Origin of the sequence: Enterobacter wuhouensis (assembly GCF_004331265.1) — a bacterium.
GTDB lineage: Bacteria > Pseudomonadota > Gammaproteobacteria > Enterobacterales > Enterobacteriaceae > Enterobacter > Enterobacter wuhouensis.
This window is the reverse complement of sequence record NZ_SJOO01000014.1, coordinates 68,354-81,394: the sequence shown is the minus strand read 5'-3', so window position 1 is coordinate 81,394 and position 13,041 is coordinate 68,354. Positions and strand designations below refer to the sequence as shown.

The window sequence follows — 13,041 nt, the reverse complement described above, 5'->3', positions numbered from 1 at the left end:
ATAAATCCGGTGGTTACAGAAGTCTTCGGTGGAGCGGTAGTTCAGTCGGTTAGAATACCTGCCTGTCACGCAGGGGGTCGCGGGTTCGAGTCCCGTCCGTTCCGCCACTTATTAAGTCATTAAGCCTGCCTTCTGGGCAGGCTTAATGGTAAGAAGATTTAGGGGCGTAGCTCAGTTGGTAGAGCACCGGTCTCCAAAACCGGGTGTCGCGAGTTCGAGTCTCTCCGCCCCTGCCATATAGAATCCTTTGCTTCGGCAAAGGATTTTTTTTTGCCTCAAAAACGATAAGTACTCCCCAGAAGATTCAGCCTGCATTTCTGCAGGCTTATGCATCAATCCAAGATGTTGATTTTTAGCAGATCTTTAATCTGAGATTGCTTGTCACTGTTTTGCAGCCAGATAGCATACAGCGGTCTGGAAAGCGTCGTAGAATCAGTTACGGTATGCAGGCCTGCTTTAGTTCCTGCCCAACGGATGGGTAACCAGGTACAACCCTTCAATAAAGCCAGCTGCTGACAGGCGATTTCTGCAGAACTCGTCGTTAACTGCGGAACATCATCGCTGGCGATTAATCCCGCTTCATGCTGTTGAAAGTCGGGTCCCCATTCCAGGCGGAGATAACTCAAGTCTGCCTTCATCATCGACGGCTCTGATGCATAAAGAGCAAGGCCGAATTGGCCTACAATCTGGCTGCTAAATTCGTCCATTTTGGGGGCTTCTGTCGTGATTAAAAGATCCAGCTGCCGCTCATGAAGTTGCTTAACCAGCGACTGGCGTTGCGCAATTCTGGCTTCAAACTGCAGATGCCCGTGTGAATGATACAGCCGGGTAAGCCACTGACTAAGCATACATTCCCACAGGGAAGCGCTGGCCCCTATCGAAAATTCATTGTGCCTCGAAGTATGGGCTACCTCTTTACGTGCAGCCTGCCAGGTATTCATCAGCGTCTCTGCGTACGGGAGCAGTTTCTCACCGGCAGGCGTTAAGCGAATATTGTTGCGATGGCGGGTAAAAAGATTCACACCCAGTTGATTTTCCAGCTGTCGAATACGAAAACTGACCGCTGACTGCGTCAGGTAAAGGGCTTCAGCTGCTCGCCCGAAGTGCCGTGTTCTGCTCACTTCAAGGAAAGTTTTAAGCAATTCCGTATCCACATCTTTCTCCGCAAAATTATTTGTCGTTATGATTTAAATGTTTTGTTTTACACTCTGTCAAGCGTAACTAATACTCCGCGCCATAAATAGCTCGGCCAAAGAATTAGGAGCGTGTAGGATGGCGGAAAGCTTTACGACGACTAATCGTTTTTTCGACAATAAACATTATCCGCGCGGGTTCTCTCGTCACGGCGATTTCACCATCAAAGAAGCTCAGCTGCTTGAGCGCCATGGTTATGCCTTTAACGAGCTGGATCTGGGTAAGCGTGAGCCTTCAACTGAAGACGAAAAGCAGTTTGTCTCTGTTTGCCGTGGTGAGCGTGAGCCAGAGTCTGAAGCGGAACGTGTATGGATCAAATATATGGCACGCATAAAGCGTCCAAAGCGCTTCCACACGCTGTCTGGCGGTAAGCCACAGATGGAAGGTGCAGAAGACTACACCGAGTCTGACGATTAAGTTGATAAGAAGGGGCTACGGCCCCTTTTTTATGCCAGTAATTTTTGCAGGTGTAGTAGTAGCCTGTCGATCGCCCGATAGCTCAATGCTTCCTGAAGATGGTGTCTCTCAATATCGGTGACGCCTTCCACATCGGCAATAGTTCTCGCCACTTTCAGCAGGCGCTGCCAGGCGCGGATGGAAAGTCCAAAGCGCGTCAACGTCTCCTCAAGCCAGCATGCGTCCTCGACCTTAAGCTGGCAAAACTGCCGAATCTCAGCATTATCCAGACGCGCATTCAGCTTATGTTGACGTGCGTATTGACGGCTCTGAGCGCCAATAACGCGATCGCGAACGTCGGCAGTGCTTTCACCTTTTACACCGCTCTGACTGAGCAGCCCTGGCGGTGGCAATGGGATTTCAAGAGATAAATCGAAACGGTCCAGGAAAGGGCCAGACAATTTACCCAGATAACGCAGCGTCTGTTCCGGCGTGCAGCGGTTATGATTACCCTGATAGTGCCCCGATGGGCTGGGGTTCATTGCCGCGACGAGCTGGAACTGCGCGGGATAGCTTATTTTGGCTCGCGTGCGGGAGATATGTATCTCACCGGATTCGATGGGCTCCCTCAGGGCATCCAGCACGCGGCGCTCAAACTCAGGCAGCTCATCAAGAAACAATATGCCGTTGTGTGCCAGCGAAATTTCACCCGGACCAGGAATTGAACCCCCACCGACCATCGCCGTAAGCGAAGCGCTGTGATGCGGTGAGCGAAAAGGGCGGCGTCGCCATTGTTTATGTAACGAGGTGGCATTCACCAGGCTGTATATTGCGGCGCTCTCAAGTGCCTCGCGGTTATTAAGCGGGGGCAGTAAGCCATTCAGCCTGCTCGCCAGCATGGTTTTACCTGTACCCGGCGGGCCAATAAGCAGGAGGTTATGTCCTCCTGCGGCGGTGATCTCCAATGCTCGCTTCCCCTGCTCCTGGCCAATTATGTCGCTGAGGTCGTCCGTCATGTCTGGTATAGCATCCCCCCTTTCTTCAGGTTCAGCCAGTTCATGCCGCCCTTCGAGGTACGCGCAGACTTCCTGCAAGTGCCCGGCTATCAGGCACCCTTTCTCTGCGATAAGGCTCACTTCTGATTCATTTTCATTGGCTACAATGATATTACGACCCGCGTGGATAGCTTCAAGCGCACCCGAGATTGCTCCAGGAACGCCTCTTAATGCGCCTGTAAGCGCCAATTCACCGATGAACTCATACGAGCCTAACCTGGTCGTATTGAGCTGCTCAGAAGCCGCGAGAAGCGCAATTGCGATAGGTAAATCATATCGTCCCCCCTCCTTGGGGAGATCGGCCGGAGCGAGATTGATGGTGATCTTCTTTGCAGGGAAGGTATAACCGCTATTGATAATCGCGCTGCGTACCCGATCCCGGGCCTCTTTTACCGTCGTTTCAGGCAGGCCGACAAGGGTGAGTCCGGGCAAGCCATTGCTGAGATGAACCTCTACGGAAATCAACGGTGCTTTCACCCCAATTGCCGCACGCGTATAAACCACTGACAGTGACATTAGCACTACCTCCTGGCATAACTATGCCAGCGACTCTTAACCCTGTTTACCGTCATTTCACCTCTTTACGACACCTGTTCCTGCTTTTTAACCTCATTATGAAAGTGTTACATCATGGCGGAATCTTCCTCGCAAAAGGCCATATACCCTCGTTTTGATGAGTGACTCGCGCAGAAAAAAATGAAAAATATTCATTTTCTTTTTTTGTCATATAAAACAACGATTTTTAGAAAAATGATTTGCTCGCTAACAAAAGCCGTCATAAATAAATCTTGTGTTTGATTGAAAAACTGTGATACCTCTTTAGGTATTCCTTCGAACAAGATGCAAAAAGAACTGAAAATGACAGCCCTTCTACGAGTGATTAGCCTGGTCGTGATTAGCGTGGTGGTGATTATTATCCCACCGTGCGGGGCTGCACTTGGACGAGGAAAGGCTTAGAAATCAAGCCTTAACGAACTAAGACCCCCGCACCGAAAGGTCCGGGGGTTTTTTTATGACTAAAAAACGTAAACGAGGAGCAGAGAATGAAAACTAGCACAAAATTCTGTTTCTCCCGATTTATGACGGGAAACTAACTATGAATGGTGCACAGTGGGTAGTACATGCGTTGCGCGCGCAGGGAGTCGAGACAGTATTCGGATATCCGGGTGGCGCAATTATGCCGATTTACGATGCACTGTATGACGGCGGCGTGGAACACCTGTTGTGCCGACACGAGCAGGGTGCAGCGATGGCGGCTATTGGCTATGCCCGCGCGACCGGTAAAACCGGCGTGTGTATGGCGACGTCAGGTCCGGGCGCAACGAACCTGATCACCGGCCTGGCTGACGCGCTGTTGGATTCCGTTCCCGTTGTTGCCATCACCGGGCAGGTAGCGTCTCCGTTCATCGGTACGGATGCTTTCCAGGAAGTGGACGTGCTCGGGTTGTCGCTGGCCTGCACCAAGCACAGTTTCCTCGTTCAGTCTCTGGAAGAACTGCCGCGCGTGATGGCAGAAGCGTTCGAGGTGGCAAGTTCAGGCCGCCCTGGCCCGGTTCTGGTGGATATCCCGAAAGATATCCAGGTCGCACTCGGCGATCTGGAACCGCATTTCTCCACCGTGGTAAATGAAGACGCGTTTCCCCATGCGGAAGTTGACGAGGCCCGTCAGATGCTGGCGCAGGCGAAACAGCCGATGCTGTACGTCGGCGGTGGCGTCGGCATGGCGCAGGCCGTTCCAGCCCTGCGCGACTTTATCGCAACAACGCAAATGCCAGCGACCTGCACGCTGAAAGGTCTCGGTGCTGTCGACGCGGATTACCCATACTATCTGGGCATGCTGGGGATGCACGGCACCAAAGCGGCAAACCTGGCGGTGCAGGAGTGCGACTTGCTCATCGCCGTGGGGGCCCGTTTTGACGATCGCGTCACCGGCAAGCTTAATACCTTTGCGCCGAACGCCAACGTCATCCATATGGATATCGACCCGGCGGAGATGAACAAGCTGCGTCAGGCGCACGTGGCGCTGCAGGGCGATCTCAACGCGCTGTTACCGGCGCTGCAGCAGCCGCTGGATATCAACCCATGGCGTCAGCACGCCGCAGACATGCGCGCCGAGCACGCCTGGCGTTACGACCATCCCGGCGACGCCATCTACGCGCCGCTGCTGCTGAAGCAGCTGTCCGACCGTAAACCGGCAGACAGCGTCGTCACCACCGACGTAGGTCAGCACCAGATGTGGTCCGCGCAGCACATGACCTACACTCGCCCGGAAAACTTCATCACCTCCAGCGGGTTAGGGACGATGGGCTTCGGTCTGCCAGCCGCCGTTGGCGCGCAGGTTGCCCGCCCGAACGACACCGTTATCTGTATCTCCGGTGACGGCTCCTTCATGATGAACGTACAGGAGTTGGGCACCGTTAAGCGTAAGCAGCTGCCGCTGAAAATCGTCTTGCTCGACAACCAGCGTTTAGGGATGGTTCGCCAGTGGCAACAGCTCTTCTTCCAGGAGCGCTACAGCGAAACGACGCTCACCGATAACCCCGATTTCCTCACCCTGGCCAGCGCCTTTGGCATCCCTGGCCAGCACATCACCCGTAAAGATCAGGTTGAAGCGGCGCTCGACACCATGCTGAACAGCGATGGGCCTTACCTGCTTCATGTCTCAATCGACGAACTCGAGAACGTCTGGCCGTTGGTACCGCCTGGTGCCAGTAACTCACAAATGATGGAGAAATTATCATGATGCAGCATCAGGTCGCCGTACAGGCTCGCTTCAACCCGGAAACCTTAGAACGCGTTTTGCGCGTGGTGCGTCATCGTGGTTTTCAGATTTGCTCTATGAATATGGAAACGGCCACGGACGCGCAGAACATCAGTATCGAATTAACCGTTGCCAGCCCGCGGTCGGTCGACTTACTGTTTAGTCAATTATCAAAACTGGTAGACGTTGCCCATGTTGCCATCTGCCAGAGCACAACCACATCACAACAAATCCGCGCTTAAGCGTGACAGGACAAAAAAATGACGACGAAAAAAGCTGATTACATTTGGTTCAACGGTGAGATGGTTCGCTGGGAGGACGCGAAGGTTCACGTGATGTCCCATGCGCTGCACTACGGTACCTCCGTATTTGAAGGCATCCGCTGCTACGACTCTCACAAAGGACCAGTGGTGTTCCGCCATCGCGAACACATGCAGCGTCTGCATGACTCAGCCAAAATTTATCGTTTCCCGGTTTCCCAGAGCGTCGACGAACTGATGGAAGCCTGCCGCGAGGTGATCCGCAAGAATAACCTGACCAGCGCGTATATCCGTCCGCTGGTGTTCGTGGGCGACGTCGGCATGGGCGTGAACCCGCCAGCCGGATACAACACCGATGTGATCATTGCCGCGTTCCCGTGGGGTGCCTACCTGGGTGCTGAAGCGCTGGAGCAGGGGATCGATGCAATGGTCTCTTCCTGGAACCGCGTTGCGCCAAACACCATCCCGACCGCCGCGAAAGCGGGCGGTAACTACCTTTCTTCCCTGCTGGTCGGTAGCGAAGCGCGCCGCCACGGCTATCAGGAAGGTATCGCCCTGGACGTGAACGGCTACATTTCCGAAGGCGCAGGCGAAAACCTGTTTGAAGTAAAAGACGGCATTCTGTTCACCCCGCCGTTCACCTCGTCCGCGCTGCCGGGCATCACCCGTGACGCCATCATCAAGCTGGCAAAAGATCTCGGTATCGAAGTGCGCGAGCAGGTGCTGTCCCGCGAATCCCTGTATCTGGCCGACGAAGTGTTCATGTCCGGTACCGCGGCTGAAATCACGCCGGTGCGCAGCGTGGACGGTATCCAGGTCGGCGAAGGCCGCTGTGGGCCGGTCACCAAACGCATTCAGCAAGCGTTCTTTGGCCTCTTCACCGGCGAGACAGAAGATAAATACGGCTGGTTGGATCAGGTTAATCACTAAGCATAAATTTGGGACGGCACGCACCGTCCCATTAAATAGTCAGACGGGAGTAAATAAAGCATGCCTAAGTATCGTTCAGCCACCACCACCCACGGCCGTAACATGGCGGGTGCCCGCGCACTGTGGCGCGCCACCGGAATGACCGACGCCGATTTCGGCAAGCCGATTATCGCCGTGGTGAACTCCTTCACCCAGTTCGTACCGGGCCACGTGCACCTGCGCGACCTCGGGAAGCTGGTTGCCGAGCAAATCGAAGCCTCCGGCGGCGTGGCGAAAGAGTTCAACACCATTGCGGTGGATGACGGTATCGCAATGGGGCACGGGGGCATGCTCTATTCACTGCCGTCGCGCGAGCTGATCGCCGACTCGGTTGAGTACATGGTTAACGCCCACTGCGCCGATGCGATGGTCTGCATCTCCAACTGCGACAAAATCACCCCGGGGATGCTGATGGCCTCCCTGCGCCTGAACATTCCGGTGATCTTCGTCTCCGGTGGCCCAATGGAAGCGGGGAAAACCAAGCTCTCCGACAAAATCATCAAGCTCGATCTGGTCGATGCGATGATTCAGGGCGCGGACCCGAAAGTCTCTGACGAGCAGAGCGACCAGGTTGAGCGCTCCGCGTGCCCGACCTGCGGCTCCTGCTCCGGAATGTTCACCGCCAACTCCATGAACTGCCTGACCGAAGCGCTGGGCCTGTCTCAGCCGGGCAACGGCTCGCTGCTGGCGACCCACGCCGACCGTAAGCAGCTGTTCCTCAACGCCGGTAAGCGCATCGTTGAGCTGACCAAACGCTACTACGAGCAGGACGATGCCAGCGCGCTGCCGCGCAACATCGCCAGCAAAGCGGCGTTTGAGAACGCCATGACGCTGGATATCGCCATGGGCGGCTCCACCAACACCGTTCTCCACCTGCTGGCCGCCGCGCAGGAAGCCGAAATCGACTTCACCATGAGCGACATCGACAAGCTGTCCCGCAAAGTCCCGCAGCTGTGTAAAGTCGCGCCGAGTACCCAGAAGTACCACATGGAAGACGTACACCGCGCGGGCGGCGTGCTGGGCATTCTGGGCGAGCTGGATCGTGCGGGCCTGATGAACCGTGAAGTGAAAAACGTGCTCGGCCTGACGCTGCCGGAGTCGCTGGACCAGTACGACGTGATGCTGACCAAAGACGACGCGGTGAAAAAGATGTTCCGCGCCGGTCCGGCGGGCATCCGCACCACTCAGGCGTTCTCGCAGGACTGCCGCTGGGACACCCTGGACGATGACCGCGCCGAAGGCTGTATCCGCTCGCTGGAGCACGCCTACAGCAAAGACGGCGGTCTGGCCGTGCTGTACGGTAACTTCGCGGAAAACGGCTGCATCGTAAAAACCGCAGGCGTGGACGACAGCATCCTGAAATTTACCGGCCCGGCCAAAGTGTATGAAAGCCAGGACGATGCGGTTGAAGCCATCCTCGGCGGTAAAGTGGTGGCGGGTGATGTGGTCGTCATTCGCTACGAAGGGCCGAAAGGCGGTCCGGGCATGCAGGAGATGCTCTACCCAACCACCTTCCTGAAATCTATGGGACTCGGTAAGGCCTGCGCGCTGATCACCGACGGACGTTTCTCGGGCGGTACCTCCGGCCTCTCTATCGGCCACGTTTCGCCGGAAGCGGCAAGCGGCGGCAACATCGCCATCATTGAAGACGGCGACCTGATCGAAATCGATATTCCAAATCGCGGCATTCAGCTGAAGCTGAGCGACCAGGAGATTGCGGCCCGTCGTGAAGCGCAGGAAGCCCGCGGCGACAAAGCCTGGACGCCGAAAGACCGTCAGCGTGAAGTCTCCTTCGCCCTGCGCGCCTACGCGAGCCTTGCCACCAGTGCGGATAAAGGCGCGGTGCGCGATAAATCTAAACTTGGGGGCTAATGATGGCCGAGTCTCAACCCTTATCCGCCGCCCCCGAGGGGGCGGAATACCTGAGAGCGGTGCTGCGCGCGCCGGTCTATGAAGCCGTGCAGGTCACCCCCCTGCAGAAAATGGAAAAACTCTCTTCGCGCCTCGACAACGTGATCCTGGTGAAGCGCGAAGACCGTCAGCCGGTGCACAGCTTCAAGCTGCGCGGCGCCTACGCGATGATGGCCGGGCTGACCGACGAGCAGAAAGCGCGCGGTGTGATCACCGCGTCGGCAGGCAACCACGCCCAGGGCGTGGCGTTCTCGTCTGCCCGTCTGGGGCTGAAAGCGTTAATCGTGATGCCGGTTGCCACGGCGGATATTAAAGTCGATGCGGTGCGCGGCTTCGGCGGCGAAGTATTGCTCCACGGCGCTAACTTTGACGAAGCCAAAGCCAAAGCGATTGAGCTGGCGCAGCAGCAGGGTTTCACCTGGGTGCCGCCGTTCGACCATCCGATGGTGATTGCCGGGCAGGGCACGCTGGCGCTTGAGCTGCTGCAGCAGGATGCCCATCTCGACCGCGTGTTTGTGCCGGTCGGCGGCGGCGGCCTGGCTGCGGGCGTCGCGGTGCTGATCAAACAGCTGATGCCGCAGATTAAAGTCATCGCCGTTGAGGCGGAAGACTCTGCCTGCCTGAAGGCGGCGCTGGATGCCGGTCATCCGGTCGATCTGCCGCGCGTCGGGCTGTTTGCCGAAGGCGTGGCGGTGAAACGCATCGGGGATGAAACCTTCCGCCTGTGCCAGGAGTATCTCGACGACATCATCACCGTCGACAGCGACGCCATCTGCGCGGCGATGAAAGATCTGTTCGAGGACGTGCGCGCGGTAGCGGAGCCGTCCGGCGCGCTTGCGCTGGCGGGGATGAAAAAATACGTCGCGCAGCACAACATTCGCGGCGAGCGTCTGGCGCACGTGCTGTCTGGTGCGAACGTGAATTTCCACGGTCTGCGCTACGTTTCCGAGCGCTGCGAGCTGGGCGAACAGCGTGAAGCGCTGCTGGCGGTGACCATTCCGGAAGAGAAGGGCAGCTTCCTCAAGTTCTGCCAGCTGCTGGGCGGTCGTTCGGTAACGGAATTCAACTACCGCTTTGCCGACGCCAAAGACGCCTGCATTTTTGTTGGCGTGCGCCTGAGCCGGGGCGTGGAGGAGCGTAAAGAGATCCTCCACCTGCTGCATGAGGGCGGCTACAGCGTGGTGGATCTCTCCGACGACGAGATGGCGAAGCTGCACGTACGCTACATGGTCGGCGGGCGTCCGTCGAAGCCGCTGCGGGAGCGCCTGTTCAGCTTCGAGTTCCCGGAATCGCCGGGCGCGCTGCTCAAGTTCCTGCACACGCTGGGCACGCACTGGAACATTTCCCTGTTCCACTACCGCAGCCACGGCACCGACTACGGCCGCGTGCTGGCGGCGTTCGAACTGGGCGAGCACGAGCCGGATTTCGAAACGCGGCTGAACGAGCTGGGCTATGAGTGTCACGACGAAACCCATAACCCGGCGTTCAGGTTCTTCCTCGCGGGCTAGGGTGCTCGGGAAAATGCCTGATGGCGCTGCGCTTATCAGGCCTACGTTCTTTCGAGCCGTAGGCCGGATAAGGCGCTCGCGCCGCCATCCGGCTAGTGGTTGGGCAGGATCTTCCAGAACGCATCAATAAGCGGCTCATGCAGCCGCTTTTTTTGTGCACAGACGCCAAGCTCAAACGGCGTTTTCTCGTCGCTGCGCTCTAAAATCATCACGCGATTGCGTACCGGTTCCGGGCTGTTCTCCAGCACCACTTCCGGCAGGAGCGCCACGCCGCAGCCCAGCGCCACCATCGAGACCATCGCCTCATGGCCGCCCACCGTCGCGTAAATTGACGGATTGCTGATCTTCTGACGGCGGAACCACAGCTCAATGCGGCGGCGGACCGGCCCCTGATCGGCCATGATGAACGGCACCGTGGACCAGTCCGGTTTCTCCACCGACACCTGGTTACGCACCGGGCAGGGCAGGGCAGGGGCAATCAGCACCACCGCCAGATTTTCCAGCATCGAAAACGCCACCGCGCCCGGCAGGGTTTCGGGCTTTCCGGCAATGGCGAGATCGGCTTCACCCGTAACGACTTTTTCCATGGCGTCGGCGGCGTCGCCGGTGGTGAGCTTGATTTCGACAGACGGATGCTCTGCGCGAAAGCGATCGAGGATGGGCGGCAGATGGCTATAGGCCGCGGTCACGGAGCAGAAAATATGCAGCTCGCCGGAAAGCGAGGGCCCTTGCTGGTCAATGGTATGCCGCAGCTGCTGGTACTGTAGCAAGGTCTGCTGGGCAAAGACGCGCAGTTCTTCCCCGGCTTCGGTGAGGGTGACGGTGCGGTTATCGCGTACAAAAAGGGGCTGGCCGAGGTCTTCCTCAAGGCGCTGGATCTGGCGCGAAAGCGTGGAGGGGCTGACGTGCATCGCCCGGGCGCTGCGGCCAAAGTGACGGCTTTCCGCCAGATGCAGGAACAATTTCAGATCGCGTAAATCCATTGATTCCACTTCCCCTTTTTACATTGCACATATTGCAACGTGACGTTGTGAATATATCAATTTCCGCAATAAATTTCCTGTCATATAGTAAGTTCATTCTCGCATAAGCGAACCGAACAATAAGACGCACAACATTACGAGGTATCACCCATGGCTAACTACTTTAATACACTGAACTTGCGCCAGCAGCTGGCGCAGCTGGGCAAATGCCGCTTTATGGGCCGCGATGAATTTGCCGATGGCGCGAGCTACCTTCAGGGTAAAAAAGTGGTCATCGTCGGCTGTGGCGCGCAGGGTCTGAACCAGGGCCTGAACATGCGTGACTCCGGGCTGGATATCTCCTACGCCCTGCGTAAAGAAGCGATCGCTGAGAAGCGTGCTTCCTGGCGCAAAGCGACCGAAAACGGCTTCAAAGTAGGTACCTACGAAGAGCTGATCCCGCAGGCCGATCTGGTGGTTAACCTGACGCCAGACAAGCAGCACTCAGACGTGGTGCGTGCGGTTCAGCCAATGATGAAAGACGGCGCGGCGCTGGGTTACTCCCATGGCTTCAACATCGTTGAAGTGGGCGAGCAGATCCGTAAAGACATCACCGTTGTGATGGTGGCGCCGAAGTGCCCGGGTACGGAAGTGCGTGAAGAGTACAAACGCGGTTTCGGCGTGCCGACGCTTATCGCAGTTCACCCGGAAAACGATCCGAAAGGCGAAGGCATGGCGATTGCCAAGGCATGGGCAGCGGCGACCGGCGGCCACCGCGCGGGCGTTTTGGAATCTTCCTTCGTTGCCGAAGTGAAATCTGACCTGATGGGTGAGCAGACTATCCTCTGCGGTATGCTGCAGGCCGGCTCTCTGCTGTGCTTCGACAAGCTGGTGGAAGAAGGTACTGACCCGGCATACGCCGAAAAACTGATTCAGTTCGGCTGGGAAACCATCACCGAAGCGCTGAAGCAGGGCGGCATCACGCTGATGATGGACCGTCTGTCCAACCCGGCAAAACTGCGTGCTTACGCGCTGTCTGAACAGCTGAAAACCATCATGGCGCCGCTGTTCCAGAAACACATGGACGACATCATTTCCGGCGAGTTCTCCTCCGGCATGATGGCGGACTGGGCGAACGACGATAAAAATCTGCTGACCTGGCGCGAAGAGACCGGTAAAACCGCGTTTGAAAACGCTGCACAGTTCGACGGCAAAATAAGTGAGCAAGAGTACTTCGATAAAGGCGTACTGATGATCGCGATGGTAAAAGCAGGCGTTGAGCTGGCGTTCGAAACCATGGTGGATTCCGGCATCATCGAAGAGTCTGCATACTATGAATCGCTGCACGAGCTGCCGCTGATCGCGAACACCATCGCCCGTAAGCGTCTGTATGAAATGAACGTGGTTATCTCTGATACCGCAGAATACGGTAACTACCTGTTCTCTTACGCCTGCGTACCGCTGCTGAAAGAGTTCATGGCCACCCTGCAGACGGGCGATCTGGGCAAAGCGATTGCGGAAGGTGCGGTCGATAACGCGCAGCTGCGTGACGTAAACGAAGCGATTCGTAGCCACGACATCGAGAAAGTGGGCCAGAAGCTGCGTGGCTACATGACCGATATGAAGCGTATCGCGGTAGCGGGCTAACACCTGGTGCGGGCTGATGCCCTCACCCCGACCCTCTCCCACGGGGAGAGGGTGCAAACATTAAAGGCCTTCTCTTAGAGAAGGCCTTGCTGTTTATTTCCGATACAGTACTTTTATAATGTGATAACCGAACTGGGTGTGCAGCGGTCCGGTTGGCTCCAGTACCGGGCAAGAGAAGACCACTTTATCGAACGCCGGAACCATCTGGCCCTGGCGGAATTCACCCAGATCGCCGCCGCGTTTGCCGGACGGGCAGATGGAGTGCTTCTTCGCCAGCTTGCCGAAGTCGGCGCCGTTTTTGATCTGCTCCAGAAGATCCTGAGCCAGTTTCTCTTCTTTAACAAGGATATGCAGTGCTGCTGCTGTTTTTGCCATGAT

The 13,041-nt window shown here is 56.8% G+C and carries 13 protein-coding genes and 2 tRNA genes; 11 read left to right on the top strand and 4 right to left on the bottom strand.

Going from position 1 to position 13,041, the window contains the following annotated elements:
- Nucleotides 1–30 precede the first annotated feature (30 nt).
- Both E0L20_RS21485 and E0L20_RS21480 read left to right on the top strand, forming a co-directional pair.
- A tRNA-Asp gene (locus E0L20_RS21485) sits at nucleotides 31–107 on the top strand.
- A gap of 53 nt (nucleotides 108–160) precedes the next feature.
- Nucleotides 161–236: transfer RNA gene (locus E0L20_RS21480), tRNA-Trp, on the top strand.
- A 96-nt stretch (nucleotides 237–332) separates the two neighbouring features.
- On the opposite strand, the gene hdfR is transcribed toward E0L20_RS21480, so the two are convergent.
- Nucleotides 333–1,154 carry an HTH-type transcriptional regulator HdfR gene (gene hdfR, locus E0L20_RS21475; RefSeq protein WP_131635717.1) on the bottom strand — a complete coding sequence of 274 codons (822 nt, stop codon included), beginning with the start codon at nucleotides 1,152–1,154 and terminating at the stop codon, nucleotides 333–335.
- Between the two features lie 118 nt (nucleotides 1,155–1,272).
- On the opposite strand from hdfR, the gene E0L20_RS21470 reads away from it, so the two are divergent.
- The gene (locus E0L20_RS21470; protein WP_119938168.1) at nucleotides 1,273–1,611 is read left to right on the top strand and encodes a MaoP family protein; all 339 of its coding nucleotides are present in this window, start codon (nucleotides 1,273–1,275) and stop codon (nucleotides 1,609–1,611) included.
- Nucleotides 1,612–1,640: 29 nt separating this feature from the next.
- Here E0L20_RS21470 and E0L20_RS21465 read toward each other — a convergent pair whose 3' ends face one another.
- The gene (locus E0L20_RS21465) at nucleotides 1,641–3,161 is read right to left on the bottom strand and encodes a YifB family Mg chelatase-like AAA ATPase (protein WP_131635716.1); all 1,521 of its coding nucleotides are present in this window, start codon (nucleotides 3,159–3,161) and stop codon (nucleotides 1,641–1,643) included.
- 342 nt (nucleotides 3,162–3,503) lie between these two features.
- On the opposite strand from E0L20_RS21465, the gene ilvL reads away from it, so the two are divergent.
- From ilvL to ilvA, 7 genes are all read left to right on the top strand, one after another.
- Nucleotides 3,504–3,602, top strand: a complete 99-nt coding sequence (gene ilvL, locus E0L20_RS21460; RefSeq protein WP_001311244.1) for an ilv operon leader peptide — start codon at nucleotides 3,504–3,506, stop codon at nucleotides 3,600–3,602.
- 86 nt (nucleotides 3,603–3,688) lie between these two features.
- Nucleotides 3,689–3,739: a peptide IlvX gene (gene ilvX / locus E0L20_RS23935; protein WP_207389462.1), complete on the top strand. Its 51-nt coding sequence runs from the start codon at nucleotides 3,689–3,691 to the stop codon at nucleotides 3,737–3,739.
- Between the two features lie 2 nt (nucleotides 3,740–3,741).
- Nucleotides 3,742–5,388 carry an acetolactate synthase 2 catalytic subunit gene (gene ilvG / locus E0L20_RS21455; RefSeq protein ID WP_131635715.1) on the top strand — a complete coding sequence of 549 codons (1,647 nt, stop codon included), beginning with the start codon at nucleotides 3,742–3,744 and terminating at the stop codon, nucleotides 5,386–5,388.
- Entirely contained in the window at nucleotides 5,385–5,648 is a 264-nt protein-coding gene (gene ilvM / locus E0L20_RS21450; protein WP_006179206.1) for an acetolactate synthase 2 small subunit, read from the top strand. Before ilvG ends, ilvM begins: the two co-directional genes overlap by 4 nt.
- Nucleotides 5,649–5,666: 18 nt before the next feature.
- Nucleotides 5,667–6,596 (top strand): branched-chain-amino-acid transaminase, encoded by a 930-nt coding sequence (gene ilvE, locus E0L20_RS21445; RefSeq protein ID WP_014885677.1) that lies wholly within the window; start codon nucleotides 5,667–5,669, stop codon nucleotides 6,594–6,596.
- A 60-nt stretch (nucleotides 6,597–6,656) separates the two neighbouring features.
- On the top strand, nucleotides 6,657–8,507 hold the full coding sequence (gene ilvD, locus E0L20_RS21440) for a dihydroxy-acid dehydratase (RefSeq protein WP_131635714.1): 1,851 nt from the start codon (nucleotides 6,657–6,659) through the stop codon (nucleotides 8,505–8,507).
- A gap of 2 nt (nucleotides 8,508–8,509) precedes the next feature.
- Nucleotides 8,510–10,054 carry a threonine ammonia-lyase, biosynthetic gene (ilvA, locus tag E0L20_RS21435; RefSeq protein ID WP_131635722.1) on the top strand — a complete coding sequence of 515 codons (1,545 nt, stop codon included), beginning with the start codon at nucleotides 8,510–8,512 and terminating at the stop codon, nucleotides 10,052–10,054.
- A 92-nt stretch (nucleotides 10,055–10,146) separates the two neighbouring features.
- On the opposite strand, the gene ilvY is transcribed toward ilvA, so the two are convergent.
- The gene (ilvY, locus tag E0L20_RS21430) at nucleotides 10,147–11,037 is read right to left on the bottom strand and encodes an HTH-type transcriptional activator IlvY (RefSeq protein ID WP_131635713.1); all 891 of its coding nucleotides are present in this window, start codon (nucleotides 11,035–11,037) and stop codon (nucleotides 10,147–10,149) included.
- A 150-nt stretch (nucleotides 11,038–11,187) separates the two neighbouring features.
- Here ilvY and ilvC point away from each other — a divergent pair, with 150 nt between their 5' ends.
- Nucleotides 11,188–12,663: a ketol-acid reductoisomerase gene (ilvC, locus tag E0L20_RS21425; RefSeq protein WP_131635712.1), complete on the top strand. Its 1,476-nt coding sequence runs from the start codon at nucleotides 11,188–11,190 to the stop codon at nucleotides 12,661–12,663.
- 93 nt (nucleotides 12,664–12,756) lie between these two features.
- Here the strand turns inward: ilvC and ppiC are convergent, their stop codons facing one another.
- Nucleotides 12,757–13,038, bottom strand: a complete 282-nt coding sequence (gene ppiC, locus E0L20_RS21420; RefSeq protein WP_131635711.1) for a peptidylprolyl isomerase PpiC — start codon at nucleotides 13,036–13,038, stop codon at nucleotides 12,757–12,759.
- Between the last annotated feature and the right edge of the window lie 3 nt (nucleotides 13,039–13,041).